Annotated in this window: 19 protein-coding genes and 1 pseudogene; 14 read left to right on the top strand and 6 right to left on the bottom strand. The window is 69.7% G+C overall.

The window, feature by feature from the left end; all coding sequences use genetic code 11:
* Window positions 1–11: 11 nt before the first annotated feature.
* Window positions 12–821: a GntR family transcriptional regulator gene (locus STRVI_RS08505; RefSeq protein ID WP_014055222.1), complete on the bottom strand. Its 810-nt coding sequence runs from the start codon at window positions 819–821 to the stop codon at window positions 12–14.
* Between the two features lie 162 nt (window positions 822–983).
* Between STRVI_RS08505 and STRVI_RS08500 the strand changes: the two genes are divergently transcribed.
* The 13 genes from STRVI_RS08500 (at window position 984) to STRVI_RS08440 (ending at window position 7,946) form a co-directional block, all read left to right on the top strand.
* The gene (locus STRVI_RS08500) at window positions 984–1,313 is read left to right on the top strand and encodes an SCO3933 family regulatory protein (RefSeq protein ID WP_014055221.1); all 330 of its coding nucleotides are present in this window, start codon (window positions 984–986) and stop codon (window positions 1,311–1,313) included.
* A 3-nt stretch (window positions 1,314–1,316) separates the two neighbouring features.
* Entirely contained in the window at window positions 1,317–2,699 is a 1,383-nt protein-coding gene (locus STRVI_RS08495) for an FtsK/SpoIIIE domain-containing protein (RefSeq protein WP_014055220.1), read from the top strand.
* A gap of 82 nt (window positions 2,700–2,781) precedes the next feature.
* Window positions 2,782–2,976 (top strand): hypothetical protein, encoded by a 195-nt coding sequence (locus STRVI_RS08490; protein ID WP_014055219.1) that lies wholly within the window; start codon window positions 2,782–2,784, stop codon window positions 2,974–2,976.
* Window positions 2,977–3,053: 77 nt separating this feature from the next.
* Entirely contained in the window at window positions 3,054–3,713 is a 660-nt protein-coding gene (locus STRVI_RS08485) for a DUF2637 domain-containing protein (RefSeq protein ID WP_014055218.1), read from the top strand.
* A gap of 13 nt (window positions 3,714–3,726) precedes the next feature.
* The gene (locus tag STRVI_RS08480) at window positions 3,727–3,906 is read left to right on the top strand and encodes a hypothetical protein (protein ID WP_014055217.1); all 180 of its coding nucleotides are present in this window, start codon (window positions 3,727–3,729) and stop codon (window positions 3,904–3,906) included.
* Between the two features lie 2 nt (window positions 3,907–3,908).
* Window positions 3,909–4,091 (top strand): mobile element transfer protein, encoded by a 183-nt coding sequence (locus tag STRVI_RS08475; RefSeq protein ID WP_014055216.1) that lies wholly within the window; start codon window positions 3,909–3,911, stop codon window positions 4,089–4,091.
* 20 nt (window positions 4,092–4,111) lie between these two features.
* Window positions 4,112–4,384, top strand: coding sequence for a hypothetical protein (locus STRVI_RS08470; protein ID WP_014055215.1), 273 nt, complete (start codon window positions 4,112–4,114; stop codon window positions 4,382–4,384).
* Between the two features lie 3 nt (window positions 4,385–4,387).
* The gene (locus STRVI_RS08465; protein WP_014055214.1) at window positions 4,388–4,636 is read left to right on the top strand and encodes a hypothetical protein; all 249 of its coding nucleotides are present in this window, start codon (window positions 4,388–4,390) and stop codon (window positions 4,634–4,636) included.
* A 92-nt stretch (window positions 4,637–4,728) separates the two neighbouring features.
* Complete coding sequence (locus STRVI_RS08460; protein WP_014055213.1) at window positions 4,729–4,914, top strand: hypothetical protein; 186 nt, start codon at window positions 4,729–4,731, stop codon at window positions 4,912–4,914.
* A gap of 5 nt (window positions 4,915–4,919) precedes the next feature.
* Entirely contained in the window at window positions 4,920–5,120 is a 201-nt protein-coding gene (locus STRVI_RS08455; RefSeq protein ID WP_014055212.1) for a hypothetical protein, read from the top strand.
* Window positions 5,117–6,517 carry a replication initiator protein RepSA gene (repSA, locus tag STRVI_RS08450; protein ID WP_014055211.1) on the top strand — a complete coding sequence of 467 codons (1,401 nt, stop codon included), beginning with the start codon at window positions 5,117–5,119 and terminating at the stop codon, window positions 6,515–6,517. Before STRVI_RS08455 ends, repSA begins: the two co-directional genes overlap by 4 nt.
* Window positions 6,514–6,711, top strand: a complete 198-nt coding sequence (locus STRVI_RS08445) for a helix-turn-helix transcriptional regulator (protein WP_014055210.1) — start codon at window positions 6,514–6,516, stop codon at window positions 6,709–6,711. The genes repSA and STRVI_RS08445 overlap by 4 nt, the downstream gene beginning before the upstream one ends.
* A complete protein-coding gene (locus STRVI_RS08440; RefSeq protein WP_014055209.1) occupies window positions 6,711–7,946 on the top strand; it encodes a tyrosine-type recombinase/integrase in 1,236 nt (411 codons plus the stop codon). Before STRVI_RS08445 ends, STRVI_RS08440 begins: the two co-directional genes overlap by 1 nt.
* Window positions 7,947–8,126: 180 nt before the next feature.
* Here the strand turns inward: STRVI_RS08440 and STRVI_RS08435 are convergent, their stop codons facing one another.
* The 5 genes from STRVI_RS08435 to rpsB form a co-directional block, all read right to left on the bottom strand.
* Window positions 8,127–9,305, bottom strand: coding sequence for a phosphatidate cytidylyltransferase (locus tag STRVI_RS08435; protein ID WP_014055208.1), 1,179 nt, complete (start codon window positions 9,303–9,305; stop codon window positions 8,127–8,129).
* Window positions 9,305–9,862, bottom strand: a complete 558-nt coding sequence (frr, locus tag STRVI_RS08430; RefSeq protein WP_014055207.1) for a ribosome recycling factor — start codon at window positions 9,860–9,862, stop codon at window positions 9,305–9,307. Before frr ends, STRVI_RS08435 begins: the two co-directional genes overlap by 1 nt.
* Window positions 9,863–9,966: 104 nt before the next feature.
* Complete coding sequence (gene pyrH / locus STRVI_RS08425) at window positions 9,967–10,749, bottom strand: UMP kinase (RefSeq protein WP_014055206.1); 783 nt, start codon at window positions 10,747–10,749, stop codon at window positions 9,967–9,969.
* 155 nt (window positions 10,750–10,904) lie between these two features.
* Entirely contained in the window at window positions 10,905–11,741 is an 837-nt protein-coding gene (gene tsf / locus STRVI_RS08420) for a translation elongation factor Ts (protein WP_014055205.1), read from the bottom strand.
* Window positions 11,742–11,850: 109 nt separating this feature from the next.
* Window positions 11,851–12,828, bottom strand: a complete 978-nt coding sequence (gene rpsB, locus STRVI_RS08415) for a 30S ribosomal protein S2 (RefSeq protein ID WP_014055204.1) — start codon at window positions 12,826–12,828, stop codon at window positions 11,851–11,853.
* Between the two features lie 314 nt (window positions 12,829–13,142).
* Here rpsB and STRVI_RS47585 point away from each other — a divergent pair.
* Window positions 13,143–13,709, top strand: a pseudogene (locus STRVI_RS47585) (peptidoglycan DD-metalloendopeptidase family protein); the annotation flags it as partial.
* Window positions 13,710–13,966: the final 257 nt, after the last annotated feature.

The raw sequence follows: 13,966 nt of genomic DNA, 5'->3' as shown, positions 1-13,966 counted from the left end.
TGCCGTTTCCTTCACTTGGCATCGGGGGCTCCTTCATCGGTCTTCTGGGCTGCGGAGTCAGGCACCTTGAAGTCGTACTCCCAGGCGAACCGCGACGCGGAATGCACGCCAATGGCGAATTCGACCACGGTACCGTCGGCCGTACGGGTCGTCCGATGCAGCTCGACAACGGGCTCTCCCGGCGGCAACTGGAGCAGCTTCACCTCATCCGGCGTGGGGACGCGGGCAAAGATCTCTTCCTTCATGTGGTCGATCTCATACCCCGCGTCATACAGCACCCGGAAGCCGCCGCCCCGTCCGGCCGGGCCTGGGGTCGGGTCCACCAATCGGGTGCCCTCGACGTGCTCTGGCCGGTAATAGCTGGTCAGTGTGTGCGTCGGCTGCTCGCCTTCCTTCACGAGCCGTGCCCGCGCGTATACCGGCGCCCCTACGGGCAAGCCGTGCGCGGCCGCGACCTTTGGCGGTGCTTCGACACGGCTGACGGTTTGGGTCTGCTCGTCACGGCGGTGCGCGCGCCCAGAGGCCACGCGATCCGCGATGAATGCCACCTCATCGCCGTCGCGCCACTTGGCCTTGTCGTATCGAGCGATGCCGAGTCGCTTGAGCGGGGTTTGCTGGCGCACGACGGTGCCATGACCTCGCGATGAGGTGACCAAGCCTTCGGCCTCAAGGGCCTTGTAGGCCGCGTGGACCGTGGACTTGGAGCCTTCGCCCGCCTCAACGAGGTCCCTGATGTGCGGGAGCTGCTGGCCCGGTGCGTACTTGCCGCTCTTGATCCGTTCGGCCAGCCTGTCCGCCAGATCTCGCCATTTGGGTGCCATTGAGAACTCCTTTCGACAGCCTCAGTCAAACATAGTCCTGGGACTGTTGACAGTCCTGGGACTGCGTGCCATCGTCTTACTTGTCCGGCCGCAGTCCTAGGACAGCGGCTAGTTGAAGGCCCTTCTTTGGGCTGCTCCGATGCTGCAAGACAGGGAGTATCAATGCCGTCGTTCAAGATCGACACTTCGACTGCTGTGGTGTTCGTCGCGACCGCGCCGACGCCGAAGCTCGTCAACAAGCAGACCAAGGAACAGGCCGTGGACCGGGAGACCGGCGCGTTCCTGTCCACGGTGGGTCTGCTGATCTCCGATGAGGGTGAGGGGAACCTCTACCAGGTGACCGTTCCCGAGACGGGCATCCCCGAGGGACTGGCGCCGGGCACGCCGGTGTCGGTGGTCGGGCTCAAGGCTCGGGACTGGGAGAACACGTTCAACGGCCAGGCGCGTCACGGGATCTCCTTCCGTGCGGCTGCGATCGTGGCGGGGGCCTGAGCCGTGTCGGACCTGGTGACACTGCTGGAGATCGGCACCCCGCTGGTCGGGACTGCCGGGGGCCTCGGGTACGCCCGCGCCAAGGCCCCGGCGGTCTACTGGTCGCTGGTGGGCATGCCGGTCACCCGCACACGGTTCGCCTTCACCTACCGCACCACGATGGACGTGTGCGGCCTCACCGTCGCCCCGTCCCGGCTCCGCGCCTTCCTCTCCCGCACCGTCACCCGCAGCCGTGAGGCACAGCCGGTGCCGCCGAAGGTCCGCCGGGTCCGGCCCACCTCGACCGGGCTGCGGGTGACGCTGCGACTGCCCGCCGGGATGGAACCGGCCGACATCGCCGCCGCCTCCAACCGGCTGCGCCACGCCTGGGGCGTCCAGGCCGTGCACGTGGTGGAGGGCAAGCCCGGCACGGTGGAGATGCGCATGACCGGCTACGACGTGCTGCGTCGGGTGAAGATGCCGCGTCGGACACCGCGTCGTCCGATGGTGATCCCGGTGGCGCGCCGGGAGGACGGGACCGCCTTCGTCCGGGACTACCGCGCGATACCGCACGCCCTGACCCTCGGGGCCAACCAGTCCGGCAAGTCCATGTACCAGCGCAACCTGATCAAGGGACTCGCCGAACGACCGATCGCGCTGGTGGGCGTCGACTGCAAACGCGGTGTCGAACAGGCCCCGTTCTCCCCCCGCCTGTCGGCCCTGGCCACCAACCCGGATGAGGCATCCGGCCTGGTGGACGCGATCGTCGGTGAGATGGAAGACCGCTTCGACCTGCTCAAGGAACACCAGGGCATCACCGCCGGTACCCCGGACGCGGAGATCACCTCCGACATCTGGGGACTCCCGGCGGACAAGCGGCCAGTCCCGATCGTGGTCCTGATCGATGAGGTGGCCGAGCTGTTCATGGTCGCCACCAGGAAGGACGAAGAGCGCCGGGACCGCATGGTCACCCAGTTGATCCGCATCGCTCAGCTCTCCCGTGCGGTCGGCATCTACCTGGAGATCTGCGGACAGCGCTTCGGCTCCGAGCTGGGCAGGGGCGCCACCATGCTCCGCGCGCAGCTCACCGGCCGTGTGGTGCACCGCGTCAACGACAAGCAGACAGCCGAGATGGGCCTGGGCGACATCGCACCGGAAGCGGTGTCGGTCGCCACCACGATCCCGCCGGACCGCCCCGGTGTGGCTGTGGCCGGTGACACCTCCGGCGGCTGGTCCCGCATCCGCACCCCCGAGATCAGCATCAGTGAAGTGGCCACGGTCTGCCGTCAGTTCGCGCACCTGACCCCGGACATCCCGGCCCTCGCCACCTGGCGCCCCATCGCCCCGGCAGTCTCCGGCCCGGCCGAGGGCCCGTCGCTGGTCAAGCCCAAGCCGGTCACCGAGTAACACCCCCTCGCACCACGGTCGGCGCGACCGCTTCGCGCCAGGTCCCTACCACCGCCATGCCTGAGATACGGGAGTGATCGTCATGGCCGCACGGAAGACCACCACCCGCCGCACCACCGAGAAGACCACCTCCGCCCCGGCCAAGTGCCCCGGCTGCGACGGCACCGGCGCGACCGCCACCCGGGTCCGCGTCGGTCGTGGCCGCCGGAGGACCAATCACCAGCAGACCGTGCTCTGCCTCTCTTGCCTCGGCACCGGTCTGGCCCGCTCGTTCTGACTCCTCGCCCGGCGCTGGGCGGTCGGCCATCGCGTCCCGCCCGGCTCCGGCCCGACACCTCAAAGGAGGTGACCACCATGACCCGCTCGCTCCGCCTCGACCCGGTACTGATTCAAGCCCTCATCGCGGGCGCGCTGTCCTTCGCCCACCTGCATGACCTGGCCGAGGCAGCCGGACAACACGGCTGGAAAGCCTGGGCCTACCCCGTATCGGTTGACCTGCTGCTCGTCGCGGCATGGCGCCGGATGCGCACCCTGCGGGCCGCCTCGGCACCGGCCCGCGCCGCCTGGGTCTGGTTCATCATCGCGCTCGCCGCATCCCTGGGCGCCAACATCGCCACCGCCGGACTGCTCGACATGAACCACATCCCGGCCGTGCTCCGCATCATCGTCGCCGGATGGCCCGCGCTGGCCTTCCTCGGCGGCACCCTCCTGGCTCACACCCCGGCACCCGCCGGAGCCCCGGAGCCTGCACCCGCTCCCACGGCGGTGTCGTCCGATCCGGAACCGGCTGCTGACATCACGGTGGACCGTGCTCCGGAGCCTGCCCCCGAGCTGCCCGCACCCGCCCCGAAGGCGCCCGCCATGCAGGTGCCCCCGGCCCTGGTCGAGCACGCCCGCAAGGTCGCCGACACCCACCGCGCCACCACCGGCGCCCCGATCGACACCGACACCCTGCGCGCCCGCCTCGGTGTCCCGCCCCAGATGGCCGACGCCATCGCCGCCCAACTCACCTGAAAGGAGCACCGCCATGTTCCGACGCGCCTTCGACGGCCCCGCCGATTACCTCGACGCGGCCCGCGAGATGGCCGAGTCCGGACGCCCGGCCCTGGCCCGACTGCTCGTCGAAGAGGCAGCGGCCCGCACCAGTGACCCGGTCGAGGCCGAACGCATCCTCAGTGACTGGCTCGGCCCGAACAGGGAGAGCTGACCATGCGCCCGCACCGCTTCCGCGACGTGATCCGCGTCGGCCCCGTCCGGGTCGGCACCCACAACGACCAGCGTGGTCGGGAGAAGCACACCGCCGTTTGCACCGCCCCCGGCTGCGGTTTCTCCGCCGACTACCCCGACCGCACTGGCGCCGAACTCGCCGCCAAAACCCACCGCTGCACCTGACCTGAGAGGAGGTGACCCTGATGCGCTACCCGGACGCCCAGCTCCGCGCCGGACACCGCCCCGTGGACCTGATCCCGCCCGGCGCCGACCCCCGCAACGTGGTCGTCGTCCAGGCCCCGCCCCGCTCCTACGCCGGGCCGATCCTGCTCACCATCACGATCACCGGCGGCATCGTCCTGATCATCATCGTCGCCGCCATCACCTTCCAGATGGCCATGGCCGCCGCTGCCGCTGCCGTCCCCACCGTGGGCGGCGCGGGCGTAACGATCCGACTCGCCAAGAAGGGCCGATAAGCCATGGGACTCCGCGATCTGTTCTCCAGCAAGAAGGAAGAGGCCCCGGCCAACCCCGCCATGGCCGAGCTGGGCCGGGAGTACGCCAACGCCAAACGGCACCGTGACCGCAGGGCCATGAACCGGATCGCCCGGCAGTTCGCCGAGCAGTCCAACGGCGACACCGACGCCGCGTCCTTCGAGCAGGGCAAAAGCGGCTACGAGGCGATCCCGCCGGGCTACTCCAAGCCCCGTCGCGGACGCCGCCGCTAACGGCTCCCGGGGCGGCTCTCTCGCCAAAGACCGCCGCCCCGGGCGCCTCAACCCACTTCCAGATCCAACGGACCCGAAAGGGAACCACCATCATGCCTCAGCACACCCATGCCCACACGCGCCGCTGCCCGGCCTGCGACGGCTTCCCCACCGTCGCCATCACGACCGGTGCCCGGCACCGCGACGGCTCCCGCGTCACCATCCGCGTCACCTGCCCGGCCTGCAAGGGCACCGGCCACACCACCCACGTCCCCACCCTCGTCCGGGCCGGGAAGTGATCGCCGTGGCCGACCTGACCCCCACCCCGAGCAACCCGGGCCTGCACGTCAGCAAGCCCTCCCCGTCCGCCCCCGCCCAGGGATCCGCCATCTGTCACTGCGGCGCCACCGCCACCGCGACCGGTGACGCCCAGGTGGCCGCCTTGGTGCAGGGCTACACCGATAACCACGGACCCGCTCACAACAAGGAGCAGGGCCGCCGATGACTGACACCGCCACCATGGCGGGCCTGGACCCGACCACCCTGGAAGACCTCCTCCGGGTGGCCGGGTCCCCGGGCCTTGACCGCTGGATGGACCAGACCCGCCGCAACGGCGGCTGCGCCGACCCGATCCACCTCACCGGCTCCACCAAGACCCTGGACCCCACCACCGGCACGGTTCTGCACCACTACAGCACCGACCAAGAGCCCGGCGGACGACTCCGCGTCGCATGCGGCAACCGCCGGGCCTCCCGCTGCCCGGCCTGCGCCTGGACCTACGCCGGAGACACCTACCACCTCATCCGCGCCGGACTCGTCGGCGACACCGCCAAAGGCACCCCCGACACCGTGCGCGACCACCCCCGCGTCTTCGCCACCCTCACCGCCCCGAGCTTCGGCCCCGTCCACAACCGCCCCACCTCCGGACGCTGCCGCTGCCGCACCACACACCCCGAAGGGGACCCCGAACTGGGCACCCCGCTCAACCCCCAGGAGTACGACTACGCCTCGGCGGTCCTGTGGAACAACCACGCATCCGACCTGTGGCGCTACTTCACCATCTACCTGCGCCGCGAGATCGCCAAGCGGGCAGGGCTCACCCAGAAAGCAGCCCGTGAGCAGTCCCGGCTGTCCTTCGGCAAGGTCGCCGAATACCAGAAACGCGGCGCCGTGCACTTCCACGCGGTGATCCGCTTCGACGGACCCGAGGGACCGGGCACCCCGCCCCCGCACTGGGCCAGCGTCGCCCTGCTCACCGACGCCATCCACGCAGCCGCCGCCCGCGTCGCCGTCGACGTGCCCCCTGCTGGAGACCAACCGGTCCGCACCCTGCGATGGGGCACGCAACTCGACGTGCAGCCGATCGGCGCCTTCGGCAACGGCGAAGAGGTCACCGAACAGGCCGTGGCCTCCTACGTCGCCAAGTACGCCACCAAAGCAGCCGAGACCACCGGCACCGTGGACCACCGCGTAGGCAACAAGGAAGCCCTCGTCCTGCTCGGCGTCCCGGAGCACCCGCGTCGGCTGATCGAAGCCTGCCTTGACCTGCACCCGCTCTACCCGGACCGCAAGCTCCTCGACTGGGCCCACATGCTCGGCTTCCGGGGCCACTTCTCCACCAAGTCCCGCCGCTACTCCACCACCCTTGGCGCACTCCGACAGGTCCGTGCCGACTTCCGCGCCGCCCAAGAGCGACGGGAACGCGGCCTGCCCGACCCCGACGACCACCCCGAGGCCACCACCCTCGTCGTCGCCCATTGGACCTACGCCGGGCACGGCCACACCCCCGGCGAATCCTGGCTCGCCGCCAACATCGCCCGAGACATCGCCGACGCACGCGAAACCGCCCGCCAAGCCCTAGCCGATCTGCCCGACCCGGACGACGGGGAGGTAGGCGCGTGAAGATACCCCTTCCCGATCAGTACCTGACCCCTGAAGATCTGGTGATCCTGTTCCGCCTGCCGAGCGTTGAGACCGTCTATCAGTGGCGTCGTAAGGGCGTCGGGCCCCGGAGCTTCCGAGTGGGCCGATACGTCCGCTTCGACCCCGAGGTCGTACGGGTGTGGGTTGAGTCCCAGATGGAAGAGGCCGCCTGATGGCCGGACACATCCAAGACCGCTGGTACAAGACCGAGGCCGGGCCAGACGGCAAGTCCGTCAAGGTCAAGACAGAGCGCTACGGCACGGGCATGCGCTACCGCGCTCGCTACGTCGGTCCCGATGGCGCCGAGAAGTCCAAGAGCTTCCCGGACCGCCAGAAGCGTCGGGCGGAGGAGTGGCTGACCGAGACAGCGGCTGACATGTCGCGTGGCCAGTACGTGGATCCCAAAGCGGCCCGCATCACCTTTCAGCAGTACGCGGAACGCTGGATCGCGGCGCAGACGACCGACCCGGCCACGCGCATCCTCGTGGAGACCCATCTCCGACTGCACGCCTTCCCGCGGATCGGGTCGCGGCCGCTCGGGTCCTTCCGCCCGGTCCATATCCGAGAGTTCGTGCGGGACCTAGAGCACGCCCCCATGGCCGCCGCGTACGCCCGCAACATCTATGCCGACGTCCGCGCAGTCCTGTCGGCCGCTGTGGATGATGGGCACCTGGCGCGCAACCCGTGCAGCGCGGCATCCGTCCGCCCGCCGGCCGTTTCAGCCCGCCGAGTCGTGCCGTGGCTTCCCTCTCAGGTGCGGGCGGTCAGAAACGCTCTGGCTGAGCGCTACCGGGCCATGGTCGATGTCGGCAGCGGTTGTGGTCTTCGGCAAGGCGAGATCCTGGGCCTGGCCGATGATGCCGTCCAACTCGACGGCGACACGTTGCGCGTGACCACTCAGGTCAAGCTGATCCGGGGCGTTGCCGTCTTCGCGCCGCCCAAGGGGAACAAGGACCGTGATGTGCCCTTGCCGTCCTCGGTCGCATCTGCCCTGCGACGGCACATGGAGAATCACCCACCCGTGGGAATCAAGCTGCCGTGGAGGAAGCCGGACGGGCCTCTTGTCGAGCGACGGCTGATCTTTACCAACAGGGCCAACGGGATCGTGTGGCGGAGCAACTTCAACATCCAGGAATGGAAGCCCGCTCTTGCCGCCTCAGGACTCATCCCGACGCCTGCGCCGGGCAAGCCGCACGCCTCCGCCCGGGAGCACGGTATGCACGCCCTGCGCCACTTCTACGCCTCGGTCCTCCTGGACGCGGGCGAGAGCATCAAGGCCGTGAGCGAGTACCTGGGGCACTCCGACCCCGCGATGACGCTGCGGGTGTACGCGCACCTGATGCCCAGCAGCAAGGAGCGTGCCCGCCGGGCCCTCGATGGCGTCTTCGGCACGGCCCCGCCGTCCTGACGGCCCAGCGACGGCCCACCGGGTACGAGACGGCCCCCTACTGGCGACGAAATCGCTGGTAGGGGGCTTCTTCGCGCCCTGGGAACAAGAGTTCTCCGGGCTTAGGCATGGTTCACCCAGTGTCGCAGACGTACGAAGGGCCCCGCGCCATGCGTGGCGCGGGGCCCGTGGGCGGCCTCGTCAGCCGCCGCCCACAAAGATCACCAACAGCAGCCACGCGACCGGCGCGGTGGGCAGCAGCGAGTCGAGCCGGTCCATGATCCCGCCATGGCCGGGCAGCAGCTTGCCCATGTCCTTGATGCCGAGGTCCCGCTTGATCATGGACTCGCCGAGGTCGCCCAGGGTCGCGCTGACCGCGACGGCGAAGCCGAGCAGCAGGCCCTGCCACCAGACGCCGTCGTCGATGAGGTATTGCATGCACAGCGCGCCCGCGACCATCGCGAAGGTCACCGCGCCCAGCAGCCCCTCGCGCGTCTTGCCGGGGCTGATCCGCGGCGCCAGCGGATGCTTGCCGAAGCGCCAGCCCACCGCGTACGCCCCCGTGTCGCTGACCACGGTCAGCAGCAGGAAGGTGAGGACGCGCCACGGGCCGTCCCCGGTGTCGAGCATGAGCGCCACGAAGGTGGCCAGGAACGGCACGTAGAAGGCGGCGAAGACGCCTGCGGTGACATCCCTGAGGTAGTTGTCGGGCGGTTCGGTCATCCGCCAGACCAGCACCGCGAGCGCCGTGAGCGCCACCGCCACCACCGCGCCCTGGGCACCGCGCACATAGCCGGCGACGATCATGGCGACCCCGCCGACCGCTAGCGGCACCAGCGGGACCCGGATGTCCTTGCGCTCGGTCAGCCGCGAGGTCAGCTCCCAGAGCCCGACCACCACCGCGACCGCTACCACGCCGACGAACACGGGCTTGTAGATGAAGAGCGAGGCCATGATGATCACGCCGAGGCCGATGCCCACCCCTATCGCGGCGCGCAGATTACGGCCCGCACTCTTCTTCCCCTGCCCGGCACCGGCGCCGCGCGCACCGCCGTCGGCGGAGACCGGGTCGGGCGCGGGGTCGGGGGGCGTCGGCGGGCGGCCGGCGGGCGGCCGGGGTCCGGGCTGCGGCTCCCGCTCGTCGCGGAAGAGGGGGCCGCTCAGCCGAGCGGCCCCCCGGTCACGGTCGGCGGCCTCGCCGGAGTCGCCGCCTGCGTGGGGCACGGTGGGCATGGGGCGAGTCTGCGCCGCTTCGCCCACCTCGTGCGCGGGACCCGCCGAAGAAGGCGCCGCCACCCAGCCGTAGCCGGGGGAGGTGCCCTGACCGCCCGGTGCCCGGAATCCGGCGCTTGGTGGGGCCCCCCAGGAAGAGTCGTTCATCAGACCTCGAGCAGCTCGGCTTCCTTGTGCTTGAGCAGCTCATCCACCTGCGCGACATACTTCGCCGTGGTGTCGTCGAGCTCCTTCTCGGCGCGGCGCCCCTCGTCCTCGCCGACGTCGCCGTCCTTGATCAGCTTGTCGATGGACTCCTTGGCCTTGCGCCGGACGCTACGGATCGAGATCTTCGCGTCCTCGCCCTTGGCCTTGGCGACCTTGATGAACTCCTTACGGCGCTGCTCGGTGAGCTCGGGGAACACCACCCGGATGATGTTGCCGTCATTGCTCGGGTTGACACCCAGATCCGAGTCCCGGATCGCCTGCTCGATGTTGCGGAGCGCGGTCTTGTCGAACGGCGTGACCACGGCCATGCGCGGCTCCGGCACCGAGAACGACGCGAGCTGATTGATCGGCGTCAGCGCACCGTAGTAGTCCGCCACGATCTTGTTGAACATCGCCGGGTGCGCACGCCCGGTGCGGATCGCGGCGAAGTCCTCCTTGGCGACCACAACGGCTTTCTCCATCTTCTCCTCGGCCTCGAGGAGGGTCTCTTCGATCACCACTTGCTCCTGGTGTTATCAGTAAGCAGAGCCTCGCCCCTGCGTGCGTCTTCTCCTGCACGGTGTCCGACCGGCAGGCCGTTGTCCATCCCCCGTTCGAGCCGTCAGGCCCGGGAGCCCTGGTCGCTCACCAGCGTGCCGATCTTCTCACCCTTCACCGCGCGCGCGATGTTTCCTTCGGCCAGGAGCTCGAAGACGAGGATGGGCAGCTTGTTGTCCCGGCAGAGGGTGATCGCGGTGGCGTCGGCGACCTTCAGGTCCCTGGTGATCACCTCGCCGTACTCCAGGGCGTCGAACTTCACCGCGTCGGGGTTGCGGGCGGGGTCGGAGTCATAGACCCCGTCCACGCCGTTCTTCCCCATGAGCAGGGCCTGCGCGTCGATCTCCAGTGCCCGCTGGGCCGCGGTGGTGTCCGTGGAGAAGTACGGCATGCCCATACCCGCGCCGAAGATGACCACGCGCCCCTTCTCCAGGTGGCGCACCGCACGCAGCGGAATGTACGGCTCCGCGACCTGGCCCATGGTGATGGCGGTCTGGACGCGGGAGTCGATGCCCTCCTTTTCCAGGAAGTCCTGGAGGGCGAGGCAGTTCATGACGGTTCCGAGCATGCCCATGTAGTCCGAGCGGGCCCGGTCCATACCGCGCTGCTGCAGCTCCGCGCCGCGGAAGAAGTTACCGCCACCGATGACGATGGCGATCTCGGCGCCGTCCCTGACCACGGCGGCGACCTCGCGGGCGATGGCGTGCACGACATCGGGGTCGACACCGAGCCCCCCGCCTCCGGCGAACGCCTCGCCGGACAGCTTCAGCATGAAGCGACCATGCTTGGCCGCACCGTGCGCGTTCTTGTCATCGGCGGCCTGTTTGGCGTCCGCGCCGTGATTCATTGGAGATCTCCTCGTGCACATACGAAGAAGGCCACTGCCGGACGGGTCCTGTTACGACCTCTGCGGCAATGGCCTCCTCGTCACATCTGCGGCCGACCGGTTGACGGTTGGCTGACTACGACCCTATCGGGGTCGACGGTCATTCGCTGCTCGGCTCAGACACCGACGCGGAAACGGGCGAAGCGCTTGAGCGAGACACCGGCCTCGTCCAGGACCTTCTGGACGGACTTCTTGTTGTCCTTGGCGAACGGCTGGTCCACCAGGACGTTCTCCTTGAAGAAGCCGGTGACGCGACCCTCGACGATCTTCGGCAGGGCGCCCTCGGGCTTGCCCTCCTCGCGGGCCGTGGCCTCGGCGACCCGGCGCTCGTTCTCGACCGTCTCGGCCGAGATCTCGTCGCGGGTGAGGAACTTCGGGGCGAAGGCGGCGATGTGCTGCGCGACGTCCTTGGCGACCGTGGCGTCTTCCTTGTCCAGCTCGACCAGGACGCCGACCTGCGGCGGCAGGTCCGGGCTGGTGCGGTGCATGTACGCCGCGACGTAACCGCCGGAGAACTGCGCGAAGCGGTCCAGGACGATCTTCTCGCCGAGGGTCGCGTTGGCCTCGTCGACGAACGCCTGAACGGTCTTGCCCGCCTCGATCTCGGAGGAGAGCAGGGCGTCCAGGTCGGCCGGGGAGGTCTTGGCGACGTGGGCGGCGATGGCGTCGGCGACGGCCACGAACTTGTCACCCTTGGCGACGAAGTCCGTCTCGCACTTCAGCTCGACCAGCACGCCGGAGGTCTTGTCGTCCGCGATGAGGGAGACGACAGCGCCGTTCTCGGCGTTGCGGCTCTCCCGCTTGGCCACACCCTTCTGGCCCTTGACGCGCAGGATCTCGACGGCCTTGTCGACGTTGCCCTCGGCCTCGTCCAGCGCCTTCTTGCAGTCCATCATGCCGGCGCCGGTCAGCTCACGGAGCTTCTTGACGTCAGCGGCGGTGAAGTTCGCCATGATCTGTGAATCTCTTCTCGAAAGTCGAAAGCTCTACGGGTGAACGGCGGGGGCGGCGCCGTGGCACCGTCCCCCGCCGTCATACACCGTCTGAGTGACGTCTGAGTGGTCAGCCCTGCTCGGTGGCCGCGGCGGGGGCCTCGGCAGGGGTGACGTCCTCGGCGGGCTTGGCGTCCTCAGCGGGCTTGTCCGCGGCGGCCTCGGCGGGCTTCTCCGCAGCGTCCTCGGCAGGCTTGGCGTCCTCGGCAGGCTTGGCGTCCTCGGCGGGCTTGGCGTCCTCGGCGGGCTTCGCCTCGGCGTCCTCGGCCTTCTTCTCACCCTCGAGCAGGTCGCGCTCCCACTCGGCGAGCGGCTCGCCCGCGGCCTTGTCGGCCTTCTCGTCACCGGTGGCGACGCCGGAACGGGAGATGAGGCCCTCGGCGACGGCGTCGGCGATCACCCGGGTGAGCAGGGTGACGGAGCGGATCGCGTCGTCGTTGCCCGGGATCTTGTAGTCGACCTCGTCCGGGTCGCAGTTGGTGTCGAGGATCGCGACGACCGGGATCCGGAGCTTGCGCGCCTCACCGACGGCGATGTGCTCCTTCTTGGTGTCGACGATCCAGACGGCGCTCGGCACCTTCTGCATCTCACGGATACCGCCGAGGGTCTTCTCCAGCTTGGCCTTCTCGCGGGAGAGGACCAGGAGCTCCTTCTTGGTGAGGCCGGAGGCGGCCACATCCTCGAAGTCGATCTGCTCGAGCTCCTTCAGGCGCTGCAGGCGCTTGTAGACGGTCGAGAAGTTGGTGAGCATGCCGCCCAGCCAGCGCTGGTTGACGTACGGCATGCCGACGCGGGTCGCCTGCTCGGCGATGGCCTCCTGCGCCTGCTTCTTCGTGCCGACGAACATGATGGAGCCGCCGTGGGCGACGGTCTCCTTGACGAACTCGTAGGCGCGGTCGATGTACGACAGCGACTGGAGCAGGTCAATGATGTAGATGCCGTTGCGCTCGGTGAAGATGAAGCGCTTCATCTTCGGGTTCCAGCGGCGGGTCTGGTGCCCGAAGTGGACGCCGCTCTCCAGCAGCTCCCGCATCGTGACGACGGCCATGGCCGTACTCCTTGAGGTACTCGGTTCCACGGCGGCCGGGCGGCCGCCGCTCCTGACGCCCCGACGCGCCTGCCACGGACGAGGCCCTTTCGGGGGTCGTCCAAGGACCGAGGGGCGCGGCCACCGAGCTGACCGATGCGCGATCGGAGCGTCGGTGGCGGGGCGTGCGAAGTCGATCCGGTGACCCGGATCGCCATAAGAAGTGTACGGGACGGGTACGGTGCCGGGTGACGGCGTTATCCACAACCCGTGAGTAGTCCCCCGATTCCGTCCATGATCCACCCGTTTCGGGTCGCCGGGCCATCGTGGAGGACATGCGAAGGCTTGTGGTGAGGCGGGCTCTTGCCCTGGTGATTCTGGCGCTGCCGGTGCTGTCAGTGCTGCCGATGCCGGCGGCGCCTCTTCCGGCGATACCTCTTTCGGTGGCGCGGGCCGCGGCGGTGGACCCGGGCGCGGCGTCCGGTCCGGGCCGGGTGCCGGATCCCGGCGGGGAATCGGCGACGGCCATGGCGTCCGGTCCGACTGAGGGGCGCGCGCCGAGGACGAGGCCGGGCGGGGAGCGGTCGTGGCCGGTCGACGGTGTGCCGGGCGCGGTGCGGCCGGCCGTGCTGAGGGGTTGGCAACCGCCTCCGGCGCCCTGGGCGGCGGGGCATCGCGGGGTCGATCTCGCGGCGCGCCCGGGCGAGCGGGTCAGGGCGGCGGGCGCGGGGCGGGTGAGCTTCGTGGGCCCGGTCGCGGGCCGTGGTGTGCTGGTGATCGAGGTGTCCGGGACCGGCTCCCCTCCGCTGCGGACCACCTATGAACCGGTGCACGCCACCGTGGCCAAGGGTGAGCGGGTGGCCGCAGGGCAGGTGGTCGGCGTGGTGGCGCCGGGCCCCTTCCACTGCCGGTCCGGCTGTCTGCACTGGGGGCTGCGGCGCGCGGACCGCTATCTCGATCCCCTGTCGCTGCTGCCGCCGTCGATGCTGCGGGGCGGGCCCTCCCGGCTGCTTCCGGTGTTCGGAGTGCGCGACGCGCCCACGGTCTCCGCCCTCGCCTCCCCCGCCGGGGACACCCGGCTGCCGGCGGCCGCGGCGCTGGTGGCGGCATCCCTGTGGGCCCGGATCCGTCTGGGCCGCGCACCGCGCGCCCGGTGGAA

It is taken from the genome of Streptomyces violaceusniger Tu 4113 (assembly GCF_000147815.2).
In the GTDB taxonomy this organism is placed as follows: domain Bacteria; phylum Actinomycetota; class Actinomycetes; order Streptomycetales; family Streptomycetaceae; genus Streptomyces; species Streptomyces violaceusniger_A.
Note: the sequence above shows the minus strand (reverse complement) of the source record. Positions and strands in the feature narration are given on the sequence as shown.

What these genes read in the sequence shown, in the direction of transcription:
- STRVI_RS08505 (WP_014055222.1), bottom strand. Translation starts at nt 821, where the DNA reads ATGGCACCCAAATGGCGAGATCTGGCGGACAGGCTGGCCGAACGGATC.
- STRVI_RS08500 (WP_014055221.1), top strand. Translation starts at nt 984, where the DNA reads ATGCCGTCGTTCAAGATCGACACTTCGACTGCTGTGGTGTTCGTCGCG.
- STRVI_RS08490 (WP_014055219.1), top strand. Translation starts at nt 2,782, where the DNA reads ATGGCCGCACGGAAGACCACCACCCGCCGCACCACCGAGAAGACCACC.
- STRVI_RS08485 (WP_014055218.1), top strand. Translation starts at nt 3,054, where the DNA reads ATGACCCGCTCGCTCCGCCTCGACCCGGTACTGATTCAAGCCCTCATC.
- STRVI_RS08480 (WP_014055217.1), top strand. Translation starts at nt 3,727, where the DNA reads ATGTTCCGACGCGCCTTCGACGGCCCCGCCGATTACCTCGACGCGGCC.
- STRVI_RS08475 (WP_014055216.1), top strand. Translation starts at nt 3,909, where the DNA reads ATGCGCCCGCACCGCTTCCGCGACGTGATCCGCGTCGGCCCCGTCCGG.
- STRVI_RS08470 (WP_014055215.1), top strand. Translation starts at nt 4,112, where the DNA reads ATGCGCTACCCGGACGCCCAGCTCCGCGCCGGACACCGCCCCGTGGAC.
- STRVI_RS08465 (WP_014055214.1), top strand. Translation starts at nt 4,388, where the DNA reads ATGGGACTCCGCGATCTGTTCTCCAGCAAGAAGGAAGAGGCCCCGGCC.
- STRVI_RS08460 (WP_014055213.1), top strand. Translation starts at nt 4,729, where the DNA reads ATGCCTCAGCACACCCATGCCCACACGCGCCGCTGCCCGGCCTGCGAC.
- repSA (WP_014055211.1), top strand. Translation starts at nt 5,117, where the DNA reads ATGACTGACACCGCCACCATGGCGGGCCTGGACCCGACCACCCTGGAA.
- STRVI_RS08440 (WP_014055209.1), top strand. Translation starts at nt 6,711, where the DNA reads ATGGCCGGACACATCCAAGACCGCTGGTACAAGACCGAGGCCGGGCCA.
- STRVI_RS08435 (WP_014055208.1), bottom strand. Translation starts at nt 9,305, where the DNA reads ATGAACGACTCTTCCTGGGGGGCCCCACCAAGCGCCGGATTCCGGGCA.
- pyrH (WP_014055206.1), bottom strand. Translation starts at nt 10,749, where the DNA reads ATGAATCACGGCGCGGACGCCAAACAGGCCGCCGATGACAAGAACGCG.
- tsf (WP_014055205.1), bottom strand. Translation starts at nt 11,741, where the DNA reads ATGGCGAACTTCACCGCCGCTGACGTCAAGAAGCTCCGTGAGCTGACC.
- rpsB (WP_014055204.1), bottom strand. Translation starts at nt 12,828, where the DNA reads ATGGCCGTCGTCACGATGCGGGAGCTGCTGGAGAGCGGCGTCCACTTC.